At 63.5% G+C, this 20,658-nt stretch carries 19 protein-coding genes; 7 read left to right on the top strand and 12 right to left on the bottom strand.

All coding sequences use genetic code 11. The features are described from left to right. Positions 1-27: 27 nt before the first annotated feature. Both AC56KZ_RS17370 and AC56KZ_RS17365 read left to right on the top strand, forming a co-directional pair. Complete coding sequence (locus AC56KZ_RS17370; protein ID WP_497163439.1) at positions 28-2,265, top strand: hybrid sensor histidine kinase/response regulator; 2,238 nt, start codon at positions 28-30, stop codon at positions 2,263-2,265. Between the two features lie 244 nt (positions 2,266-2,509). Next, entirely contained in the window at positions 2,510-2,713 is a 204-nt protein-coding gene (locus AC56KZ_RS17365; protein WP_497163438.1) for a cold-shock protein, read from the top strand. Between the two features lie 77 nt (positions 2,714-2,790). Here AC56KZ_RS17365 and AC56KZ_RS17360 read toward each other — a convergent pair whose 3' ends face one another. The 4 genes from AC56KZ_RS17360 to AC56KZ_RS17345 form a co-directional block, all read right to left on the bottom strand. Continuing rightward, positions 2,791-3,213 carry a gamma-butyrobetaine hydroxylase family protein gene (locus AC56KZ_RS17360; protein WP_497163437.1) on the bottom strand — a complete coding sequence of 141 codons (423 nt, stop codon included), beginning with the start codon at positions 3,211-3,213 and terminating at the stop codon, positions 2,791-2,793. Next, positions 3,197-3,664: an HIT family protein gene (locus tag AC56KZ_RS17355; protein ID WP_497163436.1), complete on the bottom strand. Its 468-nt coding sequence runs from the start codon at positions 3,662-3,664 to the stop codon at positions 3,197-3,199. Before AC56KZ_RS17355 ends, AC56KZ_RS17360 begins: the two co-directional genes overlap by 17 nt. Further along, positions 3,661-7,668, bottom strand: a complete 4,008-nt coding sequence (locus AC56KZ_RS17350; RefSeq protein ID WP_497163435.1) for a DUF3683 domain-containing protein — start codon at positions 7,666-7,668, stop codon at positions 3,661-3,663. Before AC56KZ_RS17350 ends, AC56KZ_RS17355 begins: the two co-directional genes overlap by 4 nt. A 181-nt stretch (positions 7,669-7,849) precedes the next feature. Continuing rightward, entirely contained in the window at positions 7,850-8,353 is a 504-nt protein-coding gene (locus AC56KZ_RS17345; RefSeq protein WP_497163434.1) for a YqaA family protein, read from the bottom strand. Positions 8,354-8,651: 298 nt separating this feature from the next. Between AC56KZ_RS17345 and ilvA the strand changes: the two genes are divergently transcribed. From ilvA to rapZ, 5 genes are all read left to right on the top strand, one after another. Further along, complete coding sequence (ilvA, locus tag AC56KZ_RS17340) at positions 8,652-10,184, top strand: threonine ammonia-lyase, biosynthetic (RefSeq protein WP_497163433.1); 1,533 nt, start codon at positions 8,652-8,654, stop codon at positions 10,182-10,184. A 102-nt stretch (positions 10,185-10,286) separates the two neighbouring features. Further along, complete coding sequence (gene queF, locus AC56KZ_RS17335) at positions 10,287-11,117, top strand: NADPH-dependent 7-cyano-7-deazaguanine reductase QueF (protein ID WP_497163432.1); 831 nt, start codon at positions 10,287-10,289, stop codon at positions 11,115-11,117. A 365-nt stretch (positions 11,118-11,482) separates the two neighbouring features. Next, complete coding sequence (locus AC56KZ_RS17330; RefSeq protein WP_497163431.1) at positions 11,483-11,965, top strand: PTS sugar transporter subunit IIA; 483 nt, start codon at positions 11,483-11,485, stop codon at positions 11,963-11,965. A 9-nt stretch (positions 11,966-11,974) separates the two neighbouring features. Beyond that, positions 11,975-12,910, top strand: a complete 936-nt coding sequence (gene hprK / locus AC56KZ_RS17325) for an HPr(Ser) kinase/phosphatase (protein ID WP_497163430.1) — start codon at positions 11,975-11,977, stop codon at positions 12,908-12,910. A 192-nt stretch (positions 12,911-13,102) separates the two neighbouring features. Then, positions 13,103-13,966 carry an RNase adapter RapZ gene (gene rapZ, locus AC56KZ_RS17320; protein ID WP_497163429.1) on the top strand — a complete coding sequence of 288 codons (864 nt, stop codon included), beginning with the start codon at positions 13,103-13,105 and terminating at the stop codon, positions 13,964-13,966. 12 nt (positions 13,967-13,978) lie between these two features. Here rapZ and AC56KZ_RS17315 read toward each other — a convergent pair whose 3' ends face one another. The 8 genes from AC56KZ_RS17315 to AC56KZ_RS17280 all read right to left on the bottom strand — a co-directional run bounded on the left by AC56KZ_RS17315 (position 13,979) and on the right by AC56KZ_RS17280 (position 20,582). Further along, complete coding sequence (locus tag AC56KZ_RS17315; protein WP_497163428.1) at positions 13,979-15,064, bottom strand: enoyl-CoA hydratase/isomerase family protein; 1,086 nt, start codon at positions 15,062-15,064, stop codon at positions 13,979-13,981. An 87-nt stretch (positions 15,065-15,151) separates the two neighbouring features. After that, positions 15,152-15,505: a ribosome hibernation-promoting factor, HPF/YfiA family gene (gene hpf / locus AC56KZ_RS17310; RefSeq protein WP_497163427.1), complete on the bottom strand. Its 354-nt coding sequence runs from the start codon at positions 15,503-15,505 to the stop codon at positions 15,152-15,154. A gap of 64 nt (positions 15,506-15,569) precedes the next feature. Continuing rightward, positions 15,570-17,042 (bottom strand): RNA polymerase factor sigma-54, encoded by a 1,473-nt coding sequence (locus AC56KZ_RS17305; protein ID WP_497163426.1) that lies wholly within the window; start codon positions 17,040-17,042, stop codon positions 15,570-15,572. A gap of 5 nt (positions 17,043-17,047) precedes the next feature. Continuing rightward, a complete protein-coding gene (gene lptB, locus AC56KZ_RS17300) occupies positions 17,048-17,809 on the bottom strand; it encodes an LPS export ABC transporter ATP-binding protein (protein ID WP_497163425.1) in 762 nt (253 codons plus the stop codon). Then, on the bottom strand, positions 17,809-18,381 hold the full coding sequence (gene lptA, locus AC56KZ_RS17295) for a lipopolysaccharide transport periplasmic protein LptA (RefSeq protein WP_497163424.1): 573 nt from the start codon (positions 18,379-18,381) through the stop codon (positions 17,809-17,811). The genes lptB and lptA overlap by 1 nt, the downstream gene beginning before the upstream one ends. 15 nt (positions 18,382-18,396) lie before the next feature. Continuing rightward, the gene (gene lptC, locus AC56KZ_RS17290; RefSeq protein ID WP_497163423.1) at positions 18,397-19,011 is read right to left on the bottom strand and encodes an LPS export ABC transporter periplasmic protein LptC; all 615 of its coding nucleotides are present in this window, start codon (positions 19,009-19,011) and stop codon (positions 18,397-18,399) included. A 30-nt stretch (positions 19,012-19,041) separates the two neighbouring features. Beyond that, entirely contained in the window at positions 19,042-19,527 is a 486-nt protein-coding gene (locus AC56KZ_RS17285) for a KdsC family phosphatase (protein WP_497163422.1), read from the bottom strand. Between the two features lie 56 nt (positions 19,528-19,583). Continuing rightward, a complete protein-coding gene (locus tag AC56KZ_RS17280) occupies positions 19,584-20,582 on the bottom strand; it encodes a KpsF/GutQ family sugar-phosphate isomerase (RefSeq protein ID WP_497163563.1) in 999 nt (332 codons plus the stop codon). Positions 20,583-20,658 lie beyond the last annotated feature (76 nt).

The raw sequence follows: 20,658 nt of genomic DNA, 5'->3' as shown, positions 1-20,658 counted from the left end.
AATTTTCGTATTGGCAACATTCCTTCCATGCGTACCAGGAACCGCTTCCTGCTCCTAGTCCTATCCGTCCTGGTTCCCTCGTTTATCGCAGCGGCGCTGGCCGTTACCTACGTTTACCGCGACGCCCAGGAGGCGCAGAACCGCAGCATGGCCGAAACTGCCCGGGCCATGGCCTTGCTGGTCGATAACGAGCTGCAAAAGAAGGAAGAAGTGCTGCGCGTGCTGGCGGCCTCGCCCGCCCTGGCGGAGAATCGCCTGCCCGTCTTTTACGCTTATGCGCGCGAAGTAGTGCCTTCACCTGCGTCGCATATTGTCCTGTTTGACCTGGCATCGCGCCAGTTAATGAATACCACGCGCCCCTATGGCAGCGTCCTGCCGACGCGGAATGCCTCGAACCTGGCGCAGCTGATGGCCAGGCGCGGTAACTGCGGCATGCTGGTTTCGGATCTGTTCACCGGCCAGGTAGTCAAGCGCCATGTCTTCGCCATCCAGGTGCCGGTCAAGGAAAACGGCGCAGTGCGCAGGCTGCTCGCCATGGCTGTCAGCGCCGGTTCGCTCCAGGATCTGCTGGCGCGCCAGCATTTGCCAGCTGCCTGGCTGGCGACCGTGATCGACCGCAGTGGTGTCATCGTGGCCCGGACCCGCGAGCCGGAGCGCTACGTCGGCAAGCCGATACTTGCATCGTCGCGCAAGCTGATCGGCAATGCCAGGGAAACGATGTACGAGTCGCGCACGCTCGATGGGGTCTACTCGCGCGTGTTCGTCAGCACGGTTCCGGGAGCGGAATGGAAAGTGCTGCTGAGCCTGCCTGTTGAGGAGCTGCGCCAGGCGCCGCTGCGCGCTGCCGCCCTGCTCGGCGCCTTGATGGCCCTGCTGCTCCTGATGGGCCTGGCCGCGGCGCACCGTTTCGCCAACCGCGCAATCGCCCCGATTGAAGCGCTTGGCCATAGCGCGCAAGCGGTGGGCGACGGCGTCGAAGTAATTTACCAGCCGCTCGGCTGGGCCGAGCTCGACAGCGTGGCATTGCGCCTGGCCGAGGCCAGTACCCGCATCCGCCATGCGCAAAGCGACATGGAGGCGCGTGTCGCCACCGCGATCGCCGCCACCGAACGGGCGCAGAGCGCCCTGCTGAAAAACCAGAAGCTCGAAGCCCTGGGCCGCCTGACCGGCGGCATTGCGCACGAATACAACAATCTGCTGCAAACCCTGACCACGGCGCTGCAGCTGGCCGCCTTTAGCACGCGCGAGGACAAGGTCAAGACCCTGATCCAGACTTGCCAGCGAACGGTGACGCGCGCCACCGTTCTGACCGGTCAGCTCGGGTCGTTCGGACGCCAGCAGGAAGCGCGCGTGACGACGGTCGACATCTGCGACCAGTTGAACAGCGCGGTACAGTTGATGAAAGGTTCGCTGCGTAACGAGGTCGCGATCGAGGTGCATTGCGAGAAAGACGTGTGGTCGGTGGCGATGGAACCGTTGCAGTTCGACGTCGCCCTGCTCAACCTCGCCCTGAACGGGCGCGACGCGATGCCGGGCGGCGGCACCCTGCGCCTGCAAGCGATCAATGTCGCGCACGACGGCATGGGCGAGATTGGTGAGATTGGCGCCACCCTGCCGCGCGGCGACTACGTATTGATCAGCATGACCGACACCGGCAGCGGCATGAAGCCCGAGGTCATGCCGCGCGCGCTCGATCCCTTCTTCACCACCAAGCCGCCCGGGCAGGGAACGGGCCTCGGCCTGCCCCAGGCCTATGCGTTCGCGGCGCAGGCCGGCGGCACGCTGGTACTCGACAGCATTCCGGGCATCGGCACCCGGGTTGACATGTACCTGGCGCGCGGACAGGCCGTAGAACCCGTGCCGTCCGCCGCCGGCCCCAGCTCCGACGTTGCGCCCGCTTTGCCGGCCAGCGGCACCGTGCTGTTCGTGGAAGACGACCCCCTGGTGCGCGAAGCGGTCGTGCGGGCGCTTGCCGACAGCGGCTTCGAAGTGCTGGTGGCCGACAGCGGCGAGGCCGCGCTGCGCCTGCTCGACAGCGAAGGCTGCCGTCCCGATGTCGTGTTCTCGGACATCGTGATGCCGGGCTCGGTCAGCGGCATCGACCTCGCCACCATCCTGAAAAGTCGCTATCCGGGCCTGCCGATCGTGCTGGCGACCGGCTACACCGAACAGCAGGCGGCGCTGCCCGGGATCAAGATCATCGCCAAACCCTACCGGATCGAGGAAGTGGTGAGTTTGTTGTCGGCCGCCGCTGCCACCTGCTGAGACACCCATTTTCGCGTATTTACAATGCACTAGGGCAACGCTTCTTGCCTGCTTTCCACGGGGCGTCAGGCCTGGCGTCGCAGCGGCCCAACTCAACAATAAAATTGCGCACAATTGTGCTTCATTGTTGTTCAGTTATGCCTATAATCAATTTGCTTTGTTGGGCCCGGTACTGGCGTTATACGTTTCATCACCGCAAGCACAGGCAAGGCATACAACAAATAATCTTTAGGGGAGCAACAACATGACGAGCGGTACTGTTAAATGGTTCAACGATGCGAAGGGTTTTGGCTTCATTACCCCGGACGGCGGTGGTGAAGACGTATTCGCGCACTTTTCGGCTATCAACTCCAACGGCTTCAAGTCGCTGGCCGAGAACCAGCGCGTGAACTTCGAGATCACGACCGGCCCAAAGGGCAAGCAGGCTGCCAACATCCAGCCGGAGTAATGGTTGGGCCGCCCAGCGCGGCTTGCATCCATGAAAAAAGCGCCCTGTCGGGCGCTTTTCTTTTACCTGAATTCGACTCAATGGCTGTGGCTGCCACAACCACCGGTACGTACCGGTGCTCCCGGCAGCACCGTACCCGGTTCGCGGCCGCTGTCGCCCTCGAAGCCGGCCGCGTGCAGGCGCGCCAGGTAGTCCTGCCACAGGGCCTCATGTTCATTGCCGAGCTTGTACAGGTAATCCCAGGTATAGATGCCGCTTTCGTGGCCGTCAGTGAACAGCGGTTTCACCGCGTAATTGCCGACCGGCTCGACGCCGCGAATGCCGACTTCGCGCTTGCCTACTTGCAGCACTTCCTGGCCGGGGCCATGGCCCTTGACTTCGGCCGAGGGCGAATACACGCGCATCAGCTCGAACGGGATCGAAAAGGCGCTGCCGTCATCGAAAGCGATGTCGAACAGGCGGGACTTCTGGTGGACGGTGAGATCAGTCGGGTTTGGCATGGGAATATTTCATGAGTTGCAGGCGTTGCGCAATCGCTTCGGCCAGGTGCGGCAGCTGGGCGCGGCGCGCCGCCAGCACGGATTCATCGCTCTGGCGCACGGCGGCGGCCCAGACCGGCGCCGGGAAATGGGCATCGTCCGCATAGCGCGGAATGACGTGCCAGTGCAGGTGCGGCACGACATTGCCGAGGCTCGCCACGTTCATTTTCGTCGGCGCCATCGTGTCGCGCACGGCTTGTTCGACCTGGTAGACCACCTCGTTGAGCAAGAGGCGGTCTTCTTCGGCCAAGTCGCTCATCTCGCGCACGTGGTCGCGCCAGATCACGCGGCAAAAGCCGGGATAGTTGGCGTCTTCGACGATGGTGACCGACAGCTTGTCGTCGGCGTACACCGTCGGAACCTCGAGGACGCACAGTTCGCAGACCGCGTCCTGGATGGGCAGATCATTCACACTAAAACCCTTTCGATGCCGCCGTTGTTGGCGCGTGCCACATAGTCCGGCAACCAGTTCTCGCCCAGCAGATGGCGCGCGATTTCGACCACGATGTAGTCGGCCGTGGTGTTGGCATCCTTATTGTAGCGCGACAGGCCCTGCAGGCAGGACGGGCAGCTGGTCAGCACTTTGACTTCGCCCTCGAAACCGTCTTCGCGCAGCCTGGCCGCGCCCTTCTCGACTTCGCTTTCCTTGCGGTAGCGTACCTGGGTCGCGATGTCCGGCCGCGTCACGGCGAAGGTGCCGGATTCGCCGCAGCAGCGGTCGTTCTTTTCGATTTTCACGTTGTCGAAAGTCTGCACCAGCGCATTCACCGTCTTGATCGAATCCTGCAGCTTCATCGGCGTGTGGCAGGGGTCGTGGTACATGTAGCGCGTGCCCGATACACCCTCGAGCTTGACGCCCTTCTCGAGCAGGTATTCGTGGATGTCCATGATGCGGCAGCCGGGGAAGATCTTCTCGAACTCATAGGTGGCAAGCTGGTCGTAGCAGGTGCCGCAGGACACCAGCACCGTCTTGATGTCGAGGTAGTTCAGGGTGTTCGCCATGCGGTGGAACAGCACCCGGTTGTCCGTCATCATCTTGTCGGCCTTGTCGTACTGGCCGGCGCCGCGCTGCGGGTAGCCGCAGCACAGGTAGCCCGGCGGCAGCACGGTTTGCACGCCGACTTCCCACAGCATCGCCTGGGTCGCCAGGCCCACCTGCGAGAACAGGCGCTCGGAGCCGCAGCCGGGGAAGTAGAACACCGCTTCGCTGTCGGCATTGGTCGCCTTCGGGTTGCGGATGATCGGGATGACCTTGTCGTCCTCGATGTCGAGCAGCGCGCGCGCCGTCTTCTTCGGCAGGTTGCCCGGCATCTTCTTGTTAATGAAGTGGATCACCTGCTCGCGTACCGGCGGCTTGCCGGTGGTCGGCGGCGGCGCCGCGGTCTGCTCTTTCGCGAAGTTCTTCAGCAGCCGTGCGCCCAGGCGCTGGGCCTTGAAGCCGATGCCGACCATCGCCGCGCGGGTAGCGTTGATGGTGGTCGGGTCGGTCGCGTTCAGGAAGAACATCGCCGCGCGGTTGACCGGCTTGAAACTGCGCTTGTCCATCTTGCGCAGCAAATTGCGCATGTTCATCGAGACGTCGCCGAAGTCGATGTTCACCGGGCACGGGGTCACGCACTTGTGGCAGACGGTGCAGTGATCCGACACGTCCTCGAACTCTTCCCAGTGGCGGATCGAGACGCCCCTCCGGGTCTGCTCTTCATATAAAAAGGCTTCGATCAGGGCCGAGGTGGCGAGGATCTTGTCGCGCGGCGAATACAGCAGGTTCGCCTGCGGCACGTGGGTCGTGCACACCGGTTTGCACTTGCCGCAGCGCAGGCAGTCCTTGATGGAATTGGCGATCTCGCCGATATCGCTTTGCTGCATGATCAGCGATTCGTGGCCCATCAGCCCGAACGAGGGCGTGTACGCGTTGCGCAGGTCGGCATGCGCGTCCGGCAGGTTGAGCAGCTTGCCCTTGTTGAAGCGCCCTTCCGGATCGACCCGCAGTTTGTAGTCGCGAAATTCCTGGATTTCCTCATCGTGCAGGAATTCCAGCTTGGTGATGCCGATGCCGTGCTCGCCCGAGATCACGCCGTCCAGCGAGCGCGCCAGCTTCATGATGCGCTCGACCGCCTGGTGGGCGTCCTGCAGCATGGCGTAGTCGTCGGAATTGACCGGCAAGTTGGTGTGGACGTTGCCGTCGCCGGCGTGCATGTGCAGGGCCACGAACACGCGCGAACGCAGCACGCGTTTATGGATCGCCGTGCATTCGTCGAGAATGCACTGGTAGGCGGCGCCATTGAACACCTGGCGCAGCGGCGCGCGCAGGTCCTGCTTCCAGGACACGCGCACGGTATGGTCTTGCACCACATCGAACACGGTGGCGCCCGGCTGGGTGCCGATCCGGTTGTCGAGCTCGCTTGAAAGATGGGTCAGGCCGAGCGCATCGAGCTGATGGTGGGCGTCGACCAGCGGCTGGTCGAGGTTGGCCAGCAGGTAGGTCCAGCGCGCACGCGCCGCTTCCACCAGTGCCAGCGCCTGCTCGGGGCGGTCGCCCATGATCTCGTCACGCGCGGCCATGTCGCTGCTGGCGTCGTCGCTCTTGGCCAGGGGCAGGTGGCCGTTCGACAGGTAAGCCTGGAGTTCGGCGGCCAGCTGCAGCTTGTTGCGGATCGACAGCTCGATATTGATCCGTTCGATGCCGTCGGTGTACTCGCCCATCCGGTTCAGCGGAATGACGACGTCTTCGTTGATTTTAAAGGCGTTGGTGTGGCGCGCGATGGCCGCGGTGCGGGCGCGGTCGAGCCAGAAGGTCTTGCGCGCTTCCGGGCTGACGGCGACAAAACCCTCGCCCACGCGGGTGTTCGCGATGCGCACCACTTCGGAGGCGGCAATGGCGACGGCATTCTCGTCGTCGCCGACGATATCGCCGAACAGCGCCATTTTGGGGAGCGTGCCGCGCTTCGATTTGGTGGCGTAGCCGACCGCGCGCAGGTAGCGCTCATCGAGGTGTTCGAGGCCCGCCAGGCGCAGCGATTCGAATTCGGGCTTGCCGTTCTTCTGCAGGCCGTTGAGGTAATCGGTGATTTCGACGATCGACGGGATCGCATCGCGCGCCTGGCCGAAGAATTCCAGCGCCACGGTGCGGGTGAACTTCGGCATCTTGTGCAGGATCCAGCGCGCCGAGGTAATCAGGCCATCGGTGCCTTCTTTCTGGATGCCGGGCAGGCCGGAGAGGAATTTGTCGGTGACGTCCTTGCCCAGGCCTTCCTTGCGGAACTTGCTGCCGGCGATCGTCAGGGTCTCGGTGCGGAAAGGCTGGCCTTTAGCCGCGCCTTTCACCGCCGGATGGGTCCATTCGAGCAGGAACTCGGCCTTGGGAGCGTCGTGGATCTTGGACAAATTATGGCTCAGGCGCGTGACTTCCAGCCAGTCGCCGTTCGGGTCGACCATGCGCCAGGAGGCCAGGTTATCGAGCGCCGTGCCCCACAACACGGCCTTCTTGCCGCCCGCGTTCATCGCGATATTCCCGCCGATGCAGGAGGCGTGCGCCGAGGTCGGATCCACCGCGAACACGAAGCCGGCCTTTTCGGCGGCCTGCGAGACGCTGTGGGTGACGACGCCGGCGCCGGTGTGGATGGTGGCGTAATCGCGGTCCAGGCCGGGCAGGCGCGTCATCTCGACTTCGCCCAGGCCGATCAGCTTTTCCGTGTTGATCACGGCCGACATGCTGGTGAGCGGAATCGCCCCGCCCGTGTAGCCGGTACCGCCGCCGCGCGGGATGATGGTGAGACCGAGTTCGATGCAGCCCTTGACCAGGCCCGCCATTTCTTCCTCGCTGTCGGGCACCAGTACCAGGAAGGGGTATTCGACGCGCCAGTCGGTGGCGTCGGTCACGTGCGCAACCCGATGGAAGCCGTCGAAGCGGATATTGCGTTTATCGGTGTAGGCGCCGAGCACGGCGCGGGCGCGCTTGCGCAGGTCGTACATCTCGCGGAACTCGCGGCCGAAGTCGTCCACGGCGCGGCGTGCGGCGGCCAGTAGCTGTTCGACGGCGCTGCTGCGCGAGGCGGCCAGCACCGCGTCGCCTTCGTTGGCATCAACCGTCAGGCGCCGCTTGTCGACTTCGCCCAGCCGATGGTGCAAGGCGTCGATCAGTTTCTGGCGCCGCTTCGGGTTGTCCAGCATGTCGTCTTGCAGGTAGGGATTGCGCCGCACCACCCAGATGTCGCCCAGCACCTCGTACAGCATGCGCGCCGAGCGGCCGGTCTGGCGCGCGCCGCGCAACTCGTCCAATAGCTGCCATGAGGATTCACCGAGCAGGCGGATCACGATTTCGCGGTCCGAGAACGAGGTGTAGTTGTAGGGGATTTCGCGCAGGCGCGCCTCGGCGTTGTCGGCCAGGAGGGTGTGGATGTGTGCTGGGGCGTTCATGGTGAGATCAACTATCGTCTGGCCCGAAGAACAACCATTCTAGCGTAGTGCGCCGCACCATGCTGGGCAGGCCCAAATCCCGGAATCACGCCTACAGCAACAAAATGCCGGAAAGCATGGCTCCCTGCAAATTACGTTTGCACAGGGGCCTGCCGAGGCATCGAAAATATGCCGACGGCCCTTAGCCCGTGATCCGCGTGAGCATGTCGCCCAGGCTGCGCCAGAAGCCGTCCGGCACATACAGCAGCACCAGGGTCATGGTGAGGTAGCGTCCGAATTTACCGATCATCATGTACATGACGCTCGGCCAGAACGGCATGCGCAGCCAGCCTGCCAGCGTGCAGAGCGGGTCGCCGATGCCCGGCACCCAGGACAGCAGCATGGTTTTCGCGCCGTATTTCGCCAGCCAGCCGAACCAGCGGCTCTGGCGCTCCTTGGCAAACGCGATCTTCGCGCGGTAGCCGAGGTAGTAGTCGACCGCTCCGCCGAGCGTGTTGCCGATGGTGGCGACGATGATCGCCGGCCAGAACATCGCCTCGTTGGCCTTGACGACCGCGAACACGGCCGGCTCGGAGCCGAGCGGCACCAGCGTCGCGGAGACGAAGCTGATGAAGAATACCGATGTGAGCCCGACTGTGGGTGCGGCGAGGACCTTGAGCAGCCAGAGGACAGCGGTTTCGATCATCGGTGGAATGGTAAGTAGGAGGTGTTTTATTATAATGAGGAAAACCCATCGCCCCGACACGATACGACGAGCCTGCAAACCAGGCGTCGTATTGCACTGCAAGTCCCGGTCATCCACCGGGGAAAACAGTTTCGTCTTAGAGCGTGTGAAAAAATCCTCCATGGCTGCGTTGCATCGTCTCGCCGTACTATCGTACTGTCTTCGCCGACGCGCCTTGCCCTGAAGGTTTTTTCACACGCTCTCGAGAACCAGGACACTGGCCGACCGACTTCCGTTTTTCTCTGTGATTGGCCCGACCATGAGCATCGACTACCTAAAAAAAATCCTGACTGCCCGCGTCTACGACGTCGCCGTCGAAACCCCGCTCGAACTGGCGCCGACCCTGTCCCAGCGCTTTAACAACCGCATCTGGTTCAAGCGCGAAGACATGCAGAGCGTGTTCAGTTTCAAACTGCGCGGCGCGTACAACAAGATGGCGCACCTGTCCCCGGAGGCCCTGCAGCGCGGCGTCATCTGCGCCTCGGCCGGCAACCACGCGCAGGGCGTGGCCCTGTCGGCGGCCCGCCTCGGCTGCCGCGCCCTGATCGTGATGCCGACCACCACGCCGCAACTCAAGATCGACGCCGTCCGCGCGCGCGGCGCCCTGCACGTCGAAGTGGTGCTGCATGGCGACTCCTATACCGACGCCTACCAGCACGCCCTGACCCTGGAGGGCGAGCAGGGACTCACCTTCGTCCACCCCTTCGACGATCCGGACGTGATCGCGGGCCAGGGCACGATTGGCATGGAAATCCTGCGCCAGCATGCGGGGCCGATCCACGCGATTTTTATCGCCATCGGCGGCGGCGGACTGATTGCGGGCATCGGCGCCTATGTCAAGGCGGTGCGGCCGGAGATCCGCATCATCGGCGTGCAGACCGTCGATTCGGACGCGATGGCGCAGAGCCTGAAGGCAGGCCAGCGCGTTACCCTGCCCGACGTCGGCCTGTTCTCGGACGGTACCGCAGTGCGCCTGGTGGGCGAAGAAACCTTTCGCGTGGCGCGCGAGGTCGTCGACGAAATCATCCTGGTCGACACCGACGCCATCTGCGCCGCGATCCAGGACGTGTTCCAGGACACGCGCAGCATCCTGGAGCCGGCCGGCGCGCTGGCCGTGGCCGGCGCCAAGGCCTATGTGGAGCGCTCGCAGATGAGGCGCCAGCCGATCCAGGGCGAGACCCTGGTGGCGGTGGCCTGCGGCGCCAACATGAATTTCGACCGCCTGCGCTTCGTTGCCGAACGCGCCGAACTGGGAGAAGCGCGCGAAGCCGTGTTCGCGGTGACCATCCCCGAGCAGCGCGGCAGCTTTCGCCGCTTCTGTTCGCTCGTCGGCCCGCGCAATGTCACCGAGTTCAATTACCGCATCAGCGACGCCAGCCAGGCCCACATCTTCGTCGGCGTGCAGGTAGGCAGCCGCGGCGAATCGGCCCTGCTGGCACGCACCTTCGAACAGCACGATTTCGCCACGCTCGACCTGACCCACGACGAACTGGCCAAGCTGCACATCCGCCATCTGGTCGGCGGCAAAAGCGCGCTGGCCCGCGACGAGCTGCTGTACCGCTTCGAATTCCCCGAGCGCCCCGGCGCGCTGATGCGTTTCCTCGACAGCATGGCGCCGAACTGGAACATTTCCCTGTTTCACTACCGCAACCAGGGCGGCGATGTGGGGCGCATCCTGGTCGGCTTGCAGGTGCCAGGCGGGGAGATGGACGAATTCCGGCAGTTCCTGGCGACGCTGGGCTACCGCTACTGGGATGAGAGCAGCAATCCGGTCTATAAGCTGTTCTTGTAGGTTCACGGCAAGCGAGCGGGACGCGCAGGCCGATCCGAAAAAGGTGTACGATACGCCGCTTTGCCGCCCCCAAGGGCGGCTGCGGTGCATCGAGACTAGATCATGACCAATACTCCAGATCAATCGCCACTTGGCAAATCATCCGCCTACCAGACCCAGTACGCACCGGACTTGCTGTTCCCGATTCCGCGCCAGCACAAGCGCGACGAACTGGCCATTACCGGCACCCTGCCCTTCTTCGGCATGGACATCTGGAATGCCTACGAATTGTCGTGGCTGAACATGCGCGGCAAGCCGCAGGTGGCGATTGCGACCATCAGCGCGCCGGCCGATTCGCCGAACATTGTCGAGTCGAAGTCGTTCAAGCTCTACCTCAATTCGTTCAACCAGACCCGCGTGGCCGGCCCCGAGGCCCTGCTGGCGCTGCTGCGCGAGGATCTTTCCGGCGCCTTTGGCGCGCCGGTGCACATTACGCTGACGGAACCGGAACAATTCGGCAAGCTGAAGATGGGTGAGCTCGAGGGCTATTGCCTCGACCGCCTCGACATCGAGATCGACGACTATTCGCCGGCGCCGCATCTGCTCCACGCTAGCCTGAACGAGGCGCCGGTCGAGGAAACGCTGGTGTCGCACCTGCTCAAATCGAACTGCCTGGTGACCGGCCAGCCGGACTGGGGGAGCGTGCAGATCCATTACGTGGGGCCGCAAATCGAGCAGGAAGGCCTGCTGCGCTACCTGATCGGTTTCCGCGAGCACAACGAGTTTCATGAACAATGTGTCGAGCGGATCTTTATCGACATCCTGCGCCAGTGCCGGCCGACCAAGCTAGCGGTGTACGCGCGCTATACGCGTCGTGGCGGGCTTGACATCAATCCCTGGCGCACCAACTTCAGCACCGGACGTCCGGATAACCTGCGCGGCGCGCGCCAATAAACAAAAGGCAGGCGAAAAACAAGGAAAAGGCAGCTGGATGTACCTTTACAGCCACATATCCTGACAGTCAGACAAGGATTAGTAGCTTCTTTCGAATTGCAATTTTTTTGTGCAAGGACGGGGAAACGATGGTGAATCAGCCCTCTTGCCCCCAAATATTCATCCTGCATTCATTTCTGTAATAGAAATTGCGTGAACCCTTGTGAAAACGCAAAGGGCCGTCACTGCATTACTGAGTGCGGCCTCGAAAGCAGCCAATGACAGGGGTAGGATACCGACGCGAAAGCGAATTACACAGCCAGGAAAACAGGCCTATAATTCCGCTCGGCAAGTCGGCTATGTTGCCGCAACATTAGAAGCGTGTTATGACCAACCTCAGCAAAATTTTGTCGCTTGAAAACGTCCAGCTCGACATCGAAGTGTCGAGTAAAAAGCGCGCCTTCGAACAGGCCGGACTGATTTTCGAGAACAACTGCGGCATCGCACGGTCGACCGTGTCGGAAAACCTGTTCGCGCGCGAGCGCCTCGGTTCGACTGGCCTCGGCCATGGTGTGGCCGTGCCGCATGGCCGCATCAAGGGCAGTAAAAGCCTGAAGCAGCCGATCGCCGCCTTCGTCCGCCTGGCCGACCCGATTCCTTTCGAGTCGCCCGACGGCCAGCCGGTCAGCCTGCTGTTCTTCCTGCTAATCCCGGACCATGTCACCCAGCAGCACCTGGAAATCCTGTCCGAAATCGCCGAGCTGTTTTCGGACGAGGCGATCCGCACGGCGCTGGCGCACGACCCCGACCCGCGCTCGGTGCACGAACGCATTATCAACTGGCAACCCAGCTTGCAGGCCATGGGGTAAGATCGCAGCATGCTGCAAACTCCGCTTACCATCCAACGGCTGTACGACGATAACCGCGATAGCCTGCAACTTGGCTGGTTCGCCGGCTTTCCCGGCGGCGAACGCCTGATCTCGGGTGACGTCGCCTCGGCCGCCGACCAGGTCGGCCACCTGAACCTGATCCACCCGGGCCGCATCCAGGTCTTCGGGCACCAGGAACTGAATTACTACCACCGCCTGAAATCGAGTTCGCGCAGCCACGTCATCGGCGAACTGATCGGCGGCGGCCCGCCGGCGCTGATCATCGCGCAAGGCCTGGAAACCCCGCCCGACATCCTCGCCATCTGCGACGAGCAGAACATCCCGCTGTTCTCGACCCCGCTGCCGGCGGCGCAGGTGATCGACTTCCTGCGCGTCTACCTGTCCAAGAAACTGGCGAACCGCGTCATCATGCACGGCGTGTTCATGGACGTGCTGGGCGTGGGCGTGTTGATCACCGGCGACTCGGGCCTCGGCAAAAGCGAGCTGGGCCTGGAACTGATTTCGCGCTCGCACGGCCTGGTGGCCGACGACGCCGTGGAGTTCTCGCGCATCGCGCCGAACATGATCGAGGGCCGCTGCCCGCCGCTGCTGCAAAACCTGCTCGAGGTGCGCGGCCTGGGCCTGCTCGACATCAAGGCGATCTTCGGCGAGACCGCCGTGCGCCGCAAGATGCGCCTGAAACTCATCGTCCACCTGGTCAAGCGCGGCGTGCTCGACGAAGAAGTCGAGCGCCTGCCCTTCCACTTCCCCACCGAGGAAGTGCTGGGCCTGCCGATCCGGAAAGTCGTCATTCCGGTCGCCGCCGGCCGCAACATCGCCGTGCTGCTCGAAGCCGCGGTGCGCAACACCATCCTGCAACTGCGCGGAATCGATACGCTGCAGGAGTTCATGGAACGGCAACGTCAAGCGATGAGCGCGGATTGAATGTTGCCAAGGAGTCTGCCCTTGCAAGGGCAGACCGTTCCGCAGGCGCGGGACATGTCCCGCGAATTCCCTGCTACACCAACGTCAGGCCATGAGCGCGGATTAGCCTCCTCCGCATTCTTGTCCTGATTCTGTCCCTCTACAAGGAAGCCCGCTTCGACAAAGGACATGCTGTTGCGGTATCATCATGCCATGCACATCGTCCTTATTACCGGCATCTCCGGCTCGGGTAAATCTGTCGCCCTGAACGTCCTGGAAGACGCGGGCTATTACTGCGTCGACAACCTACCGCCGGGTTTGCTGCCGCACCTGGTCAATTCCGTTTCCGGCCAGGGAACGGAAAAGCTGGCCGTCGCCGTCGACGCCCGCTCCTCAGACTCCCTGACCGAACTGCCGCTCACGGTGAGCAGGCTGAAGAACGATGGGCATGAAGTAAAAGTCATGTTCCTCACCGCCAGCACCCATTCACTGGTGGCGCGCTTTTCGGAAACGCGCCGCAGCCATCCGCTGTCGCATGCCGTGCGTCCCGGCGAAAACCCGGCTTCGCGCCGCACCCTGATCGAGTGCATCGCCGAAGAACGCGAGCGGCTGGACCCGATCGAGCAGCTGGGCCACGTGATCGACACCTCGGAAGTGTCGGCCAACAAGCTGCGCGGCTGGATCAAGGTGCTGGCCGAGGTCAAGCATGCACCGCTGACGCTGTTCTTCGAATCCTTCGCCTTCAAGGTCGGCGTGCCGCTCGACGCCGACTTCGTGTTCGACGTGCGCGCCATCCCGAATCCGTATTACGACCATACCCTGCGCCCGCTGACGGGCAAGGACGCGCCCGTGATCGCCTTCCTCGACGCCCAGCCGAGCGCCGGCGAAATGCTCAATGATATCCGCCAGTTCGTCGAGAAATGGCTGCCTTCGTTCAAGACCGACAACCGCAGCTACCTGACGGTGGCGGTCGGCTGCACCGGCGGCCAGCATCGCTCGGTGTACATGGCCGAGCGCCTGGCGGCGTATTTCGGCGAGTCCGAGCGGGTCGTGCTGCGGCATCGCGAGCAGTCGTAGGCCCGTTACCGGTCAGTCCAGGTAGCGCAGCGGATGCGCATACTCCGGCCATACCGGTTCAAAAAAGCGCGCCACCATCTCCGGCGTCACGTCCTCGATCGCCGGCGGATTCCATTTTGGTGCGTTGTCCTTGTCGATCACCAGCGCGCGCACGCCTTCGAGTACTTCGCCGTGCTCGAAATTGCGGCGCACCAGTGCGCGTTCCATGCGCAGGCAATCGGCCACGCCCAGCCCGGCGCCGCGCAGCAGCATCTCGCGCGTCACGCACATCAGGAGCGGCGAGCGCTGGCGCATCGCGGCCAGTGCCTTCTGCGCGAACGGGGCGGCGTCGCCCTCGAGTGAGCGCATGATCGCCGCCACCGAGTCGGCACCGAAGTGCGCATCGATCGTGCTGCGCGCCGCCTCCAAAGCGCTCGGCCCAAGGGCATCGAAGAAGCGCGCGCCGAATGCGCGGATGGCGCCCGCCAGCTCGGCCCCGGGCGTCGTCTCGATCAGCGCGTTCAGTTCAGCCAGCTGGGCGCCCGGCACGAACACGTCGGCCAGCCCCACATATACAGCGTCGGCGGCGCCGATCGTGAGGCCGGTGAGGCCCAGGTAGTTGCCCAGTTGCCCAGGCGCGTGCGACAGGAAATGGCTGCCGCCGACGTCCGGGAACAAACCGATGTTCACTTCCGGCATCGCCATTTTCGTGCGGTCGGTGACGATGCGCAGGCCGGTGGCGGGTCCGCCCTGGGCTATGCCCATGCCGCCGCCCATCACCACCCCGTCCATCAGCGCGATATACGGCTTCGGATAAAAATGAACCAGGTGGTTCAGCGCGTATTCTTCCGTAAAAAAGTCTTCCAGCAGTGCGCTGCCGCCGGTCGGCGCCGCGTGGCCCGCCTCGTGGAAGAAGCGGATGTCGCCGCCGGCACACAAGGCTTTTTCGCTGCTGCTGGTGATCACGACGGCCTCGACCGCGGCGTCGTCGCGCCAGGCAAGCAGGGTTGCGCTCAGGCGCCGCACCATGGCGAGCGACAGCGAGTTGAGGGCCTTGGGGCGGTCGAGGGTAATCACGCCGGTGCCGTTGGCAACGCGGGTCAGGACATGGTCGGTCATGGTGGTTGGGCTTGTGGGAAAATCACCATTCTACCAACTGAAAAGGGCGCCTTCCGGCGCCCTTATTAGACGGTGCTTCGTTGCCGATCAGGCAGCAACAGCCTCTCCGCCTTCAGGTCGTCGCTTGAGCGACTCGTGACTATGGTTTTGCATGATGCTCTTGTACTTCATGACTTGGCGATCGAGCCTGTCCATCAGCAAGTCGATCGCGGCATACAGATCTTGCGCCACACTTTCCACGTGCACCATCTTCCCCGAGACGCGCAGGTTGATTTCGGCTTTTTGCCTTTTGTCTTTTTCGGTGAGGTTGTCGATGGCGAGGATGACGTGGGAGTCAATCACTTGATCGAAATGGCGGGTGATGCGTTCCAGCTTGTTCTGTACGTATTCACGGATGGCGGGTGTAACGTCGAGGTGGTGACCGCTGATAGTGAGATTCATACACACTCCTTTGAAAAAGAAACGGCTCACACAGCGCGCTTGGGTCGCGCGTGGCTGGCCGCTGTTACAAGGATTTGCGGAGACTGACTGGAGGAATTTTAAGTGCCTCGCGGTATTTCGCAACCGTTCGGCGCGCGATGACCATTCCTTGTTCACCGAGCATTTCCGCGATCTTGCTGTCGGATAATGGGTTCCTTGGGTCTTCTGCTCCTGTCAGTTGCGCGATGAGCGCCCGGATCGCCGTCGAAGAGGCTTCGCCCCCCGCTTCGGTGGCGACATGGCTTCCGAAGAAATACTTCAGCTCAAACATGCCGTGCGGGGTTAGCATGAATTTCTGAGTGGTTACGCGAGAAATGGTGCTCTCGTGCAGACCTAGTGTATCAGCAATCTCGCGCAGCACAAGGGGACGCATGGCAACCGCGCCATGGCTGAAAAAGTTGCGCTGACGCTCGACGATGGCCTGCGAAACACGCAGGATCGTGTCGAAACGCTGGCGCATATTTTTGATCAGCCACTTCGCTTCCTGCAACTGCGCGCTCATCTGTCCTTCGCCCTTGCCCTGCTTCAGCAGTGCCGCGTAGACATTGTTCACGCGCAGGCGCGGCATCACTTCGCCATTCAGCGTCACGCTCCAGCCGGTGCCCGTCTTGCGCACAATGACGTCCGGCACCACGTAGTCCGAGGTGCTCGACGCAAAAGCCGCACCCGGATGCGGATTGCACTGGCGAATCACGGCTTGCGCTTCGCGCAGGTCTTCGTCATCGCAATCGAGCGCCTTTTTCAGCTTGTTGAATTCGCGCTGGGCGAACCAGGTCAGGTAGCCCTCGACGATCTTCAGGGCCATGCGCCGCGTGACCATCGGCACGCCCGGCATTTGCCGGATCTGCAGCGCCAGGCACTCGCTGGCGCTGCGCGCGCCGACGCCGACCGGATCGAGGCTTTGCACCAGCGCCAGCGCGCAGCGCATTTCGTCCATGTCCACTTCCAGCTCTTCGGGCAGGCGCGCCAGGATTTCGTCGAGCGGTTCGTCGAGATAGCCGTTGTCGTCGATGGCGTCGATCACCAGTTCGGCCAGCGCGCGGTCGCGCACGCTCGCGCCCGTGACCCGGATCTGCTCCGACAGGTGCTCGCGCAGCGTGACGCCGATAGCGCCCAGCTGGGGGCGGCCATCGTCGTCGCCGTCGCTGCCCGGCGCGCGCGGCGCGTCGCCCCAGTCGGCATCGGCCTCGCCGCGCTCGACCTCGCCGCCGCCCTCCGCCGCATCGGCGCCCTCTGCCGGGGCCGCGGGTTCTTCTCCGCCTGGCGCCGGCGCATCCGGCGGCTGGGCGGGCGCGTCGTTGATGGCGCCGTCGGACAACAGGCGCACGGAATTGTCGAGCGGGTCGTCGATCCGCTCGAGCAAGGGATTATCCGACAGGATCTGCTCGAGCTCCTGCTGCAGTTCGATCGTGGACAGCTGCAGCAGGCGGATCGACTGCTGTAGCTGCGGCGTGAGCGCCAGGTGCTGCGAAGTCCGTAGTTGCAGGGATTGTTTCATGATACCTACATGCGGAAGTGTTCGCCGAGGTAGACACGTCGTACCGATTCGTCGGCGATGATGTCGTCAGGGCGGCCCGAGGCCAGCACGGCGCCCTGGTTGATGATGTAGGCGCGGTCGCAGATGCCGAGCGTTTCGCGCACATTGTGGTCGGTGATCAGGACGCCGATGCCGCGCTCCTTCAGGAAGCGCACGATGCGCTGGATCTCGATCACAGCGATCGGGTCGACGCCGGCAAAGGGTTCGTCGAGCAGCACGAAGCGGGGATTGGTGGCCAGCGCGCGTGCGATCTCGACGCGCCGCCGCTCGCCGCCCGACAAGGACAGCGCCTGGTTCTCGCGCAGCTTCTCGATCTGCAGTTCGGCCAACAGCGAATCGAGCCGCTCGTTGATCGCCGCCTTGGTCAGCGGCTTGCCCTCATCGGTGCGCTGCAGTTCCAGCACGGCGCGGATGTTGTCTTCCACGGTCAGCTTGCGAAACACCGACGCTTCCTGCGGCAGGTAGGACAGGCCCATCACCGCGCGCCGGTGGATCGGCAGGCTGGAAATGTCGGCGCCGTTGATTTCGATGGTGCCGGCGTCGGACGGCACCAGGCCGACGATCATGTAGAACGAGGTCGTCTTGCCGGCGCCGTTCGGCCCGAGCAGGCCGACGACTTCGCCGCAGCCCACTTCGAGCGACACGTCGCGCACGACCAGGCGCTTGCCGTAGCTTTTCTGCAGGCCCCGTACGACCAGGGTGCTGCGCGTGTCGCGGTCATCCTTCATTATTTTTTTCCTGCCGCTACCGCGGGCGCTGCCGTACGGCGCGGCGCGATGATCAGGGTGCCGCGCCCGCCGCCGGCCTTGGTCTGGCCGCTGGCGTCGTTGCGCACGGCGGCCACTTCGCGCCGGTTGTCGTAAGAGATGAAGGGGCCGACGAGTTCATTCGTCATGCGCCCGCCTTCGAGTTCCTTGACGACCGCTTTCGAGAACAGCTTGACCACCTCTTCGCGCTCTTCATATTCGATGCGCTCGGCCTGGCCTTCCATCCACAGGTCCGGCCCGCCGTCGCGCTTCTGGCGGAAGGTCGCCACGCGCCCCGGATTCGACGTCAGCGTCACGCTCATATAGCCTTCCGGCGTTTCCCGTACCAGCGCGCGGTCCGATTTCAGGGTCAGCGTGCCGCGCGTGACGATCACATTCCCGGTCAGGATGCGCGTCTGCGTCACTTCATCGACGTCGAGCGAATCGAATTCGACCACGGCCTGCTTGAGCGAGTCCGCCTTCTCGGCCGATACCGACAGCGACACCAGCGAAAGGAAAGCGGCGGCGAGCACATTGCGGAGGATGTTCTTCATATGTTCTTGTTCCTGTTATGGGGTAGGTGCGGAGCGGGAAGCGGCCGCGCGGCGCGGCGGATAGACGATCCTGCCGCGTCCGCCGAGGTGCATCTTCTGGGTCGGATTCTCGGCATGCATGCCCACCGCGTCCACCTGCGACGCGCCCAGCGTCATGCGTACCGGGAGCCTGGTCTTGATGATTTCGTCGTCGGCCAGCACGGTCAGCGCCTCGGTCCGGGCATGCAGCGCTTCGCTGGTCGGCGTGGCCGGGCGCCTGACGTCGACCTTGCCCATCAGTTCGACGCGGTTCTCGCCATGGAAAACCTGGCCGCGCTCGGCCCGCACCGTCATGTTCGGGCGGCCCGGGGCCATGCTCTGCACCACGGGCCGCGTCACTTCGGACACATCATTTTTCGGATGGTGCACCAGGCGCGCGCCGGACATCACGTAGCGCGGCGAGCCGGCCTCGGTCATGCGCACGAAACTGAAGTTCTCGACGATGTAATCGGGCTCGTCGAGTCCGGGGCCTTTGGCGACCTGGTCTTCCGACTGGATCGCCTGCAGCAGCCAGAAGCTGCCGAACGCGAAAAACACCGCGGTGAGCATCAGCCCCAGCGTGCGCCAGCGGTGCGCGGTGCGTTTGTTCACGTAAGTCGCCATACGAATCGAAGATGAGCTTTACGCAAAATACGGGGCCAGGGCCTGTTCATAGCTGCCCTGGGCGCGCATCACGAGGTCGCACACCTCGCGCACGGCGCCGCGGCCGCCGCCGGCGCGGGTCACGTAATGGGCGCGGTGCTGCACTTCGGGGTGGCCGCTCGGAACCGTCACCGCGAAGCCGACCTTGCTCAAGAGCGGCAGGTCGATCACGTCGTCGCCGATATAGCCGCATTGCTCGCTGGTGAGGCCGGTCTTGGCCAGCAGTTCCGTGAACGCGATGCGCTTGTCGTGGAAGCCCTGCCAGACATGGGTGATGCCCAGGTCCCGGGCACGGGCATTGACGATGGGCGAAGTACGCGCGCTGATGATGGCGGTGGCGACGCCCGTCTTTTGCAGCAGCTGGATGCCCAGGCCATCGAGCACGTTGAAGGTCTTGGTTATTTCACCGTCCGCGCCGTAAGTCAGGCTGCCGTCGGTCAGGATGCCGTCTACGTCGAAGATCATGACCTTCACACGCGCGGCGCGTTTGATATGTTCAAGCTCAGTGATCAACACACTCATCAGATTACCTTTGCCCGGGTCAGGTCGTGGATGTGCAGCGCGCCGACCAGCACGCCGTCGCTGTCGACCACCAGCATCTGGTTGATGCGGAATTCTTCCATGATCGCCACCGCGTCCACCGCCAGCTGGTCGGGATGGACGGTGCGCGCGCCGGCATGCATGACGTCGCGAATCAGGAGTTTGCTGAAATCCTGCTCGCGTTCGATCAGGCGGCGCAGGTCGCCGTCGGTGAAGACGCCCAGCGGATGCATGGCGCCATCGACGACGGCGGTCATGCCCATGCCCTTCTGGCTCACTTCGAGCAGCGCCCGGGCCAGCGGCAGCTCGGGGGCGACGGCGGGAATCGCCTCGCCGCTGCGCATCACGTCGCGCACATGGGTAAGCAAGCGCCGGCCCAGCGCGCCGCCCGGATGCGAACGCGCGAAATCTTCTTCCCGAAAGCCGCGCACGTCGAGCAGGGCCACGGCCAGCGCGTCGCCCAGGGCCAGGGTGACGGTGGTGCTGGCGGTCGGCGCCAGGTTCATCGGGCAGGCTTCTTTCGCCACCGAGATGTCGAGGTGGACGTCGGCAAGCTGCGCCAGGCGCGATTGCGGCTTGCCGGTCATGGCGATCAGGGGCGCGCCCATGCGCTTGACGACCGGCAGGATATCCATCAGTTCCGACGATTCGCCCGAATTCGAGATGGCGATGAACACGTCTTGCGCCGTCACCATGCCCAGGTCGCCATGGGCGGCTTCGGCCGGATGCACGAACATGGCGGGGGTACCGGTCGACGCCAGCGTGGCGGCGATCTTGCGCGCGATGTGGCCCGATTTGCCCATGCCCGAGACCACCACGCGGCCGGTGCAGGCATACAGTACGCCAACGGCGCGCACCAGGCTGTCGTCGGCGTCGAGCCGATCATGCATGGCGGAAATGGCCTCGGCTTCGATCGCCAGGGTCTCGCGCGCCAGTGCCATCACGCGTCGGGATTGGTTCTCGTCAAAACTGTTCAGCATTGTTTTTTTCATCGGTTACACTCATCACCGAAGTATAAACGAATTGAGAAAGCAAAAAACTTGCCAGACGAAACAA

Source organism: Telluria sp. LT2P34 (assembly GCF_059685915.1).
The sequence above is the reverse complement of the archived record's forward strand: the minus strand, read 5'-3'. Positions and strand labels throughout refer to the sequence as shown.

What these genes read in the sequence shown, in the direction of transcription:
- AC56KZ_RS17370 (WP_497163439.1), top strand. Translation starts at nt 28, where the DNA reads ATGCGTACCAGGAACCGCTTCCTGCTCCTAGTCCTATCCGTCCTGGTT.
- AC56KZ_RS17365 (WP_497163438.1), top strand. Translation starts at nt 2,510, where the DNA reads ATGACGAGCGGTACTGTTAAATGGTTCAACGATGCGAAGGGTTTTGGC.
- AC56KZ_RS17360 (WP_497163437.1), bottom strand. Translation starts at nt 3,213, where the DNA reads ATGCCAAACCCGACTGATCTCACCGTCCACCAGAAGTCCCGCCTGTTC.
- AC56KZ_RS17350 (WP_497163435.1), bottom strand. Translation starts at nt 7,668, where the DNA reads ATGAACGCCCCAGCACACATCCACACCCTCCTGGCCGACAACGCCGAG.
- AC56KZ_RS17345 (WP_497163434.1), bottom strand. Translation starts at nt 8,353, where the DNA reads ATGATCGAAACCGCTGTCCTCTGGCTGCTCAAGGTCCTCGCCGCACCC.
- ilvA (WP_497163433.1), top strand. Translation starts at nt 8,652, where the DNA reads ATGAGCATCGACTACCTAAAAAAAATCCTGACTGCCCGCGTCTACGAC.
- queF (WP_497163432.1), top strand. Translation starts at nt 10,287, where the DNA reads ATGACCAATACTCCAGATCAATCGCCACTTGGCAAATCATCCGCCTAC.
- AC56KZ_RS17330 (WP_497163431.1), top strand. Translation starts at nt 11,483, where the DNA reads ATGACCAACCTCAGCAAAATTTTGTCGCTTGAAAACGTCCAGCTCGAC.
- hprK (WP_497163430.1), top strand. Translation starts at nt 11,975, where the DNA reads ATGCTGCAAACTCCGCTTACCATCCAACGGCTGTACGACGATAACCGC.
- rapZ (WP_497163429.1), top strand. Translation starts at nt 13,103, where the DNA reads ATGCACATCGTCCTTATTACCGGCATCTCCGGCTCGGGTAAATCTGTC.
- AC56KZ_RS17315 (WP_497163428.1), bottom strand. Translation starts at nt 15,064, where the DNA reads ATGACCGACCATGTCCTGACCCGCGTTGCCAACGGCACCGGCGTGATT.
- hpf (WP_497163427.1), bottom strand. Translation starts at nt 15,505, where the DNA reads ATGAATCTCACTATCAGCGGTCACCACCTCGACGTTACACCCGCCATC.
- AC56KZ_RS17305 (WP_497163426.1), bottom strand. Translation starts at nt 17,042, where the DNA reads ATGAAACAATCCCTGCAACTACGGACTTCGCAGCACCTGGCGCTCACG.
- lptB (WP_497163425.1), bottom strand. Translation starts at nt 17,809, where the DNA reads ATGAAGGATGACCGCGACACGCGCAGCACCCTGGTCGTACGGGGCCTG.
- lptA (WP_497163424.1), bottom strand. Translation starts at nt 18,381, where the DNA reads ATGAAGAACATCCTCCGCAATGTGCTCGCCGCCGCTTTCCTTTCGCTG.
- AC56KZ_RS17285 (WP_497163422.1), bottom strand. Translation starts at nt 19,527, where the DNA reads ATGATCTTCGACGTAGACGGCATCCTGACCGACGGCAGCCTGACTTAC.
- AC56KZ_RS17280 (WP_497163563.1), bottom strand. Translation starts at nt 20,582, where the DNA reads ATGCTGAACAGTTTTGACGAGAACCAATCCCGACGCGTGATGGCACTG.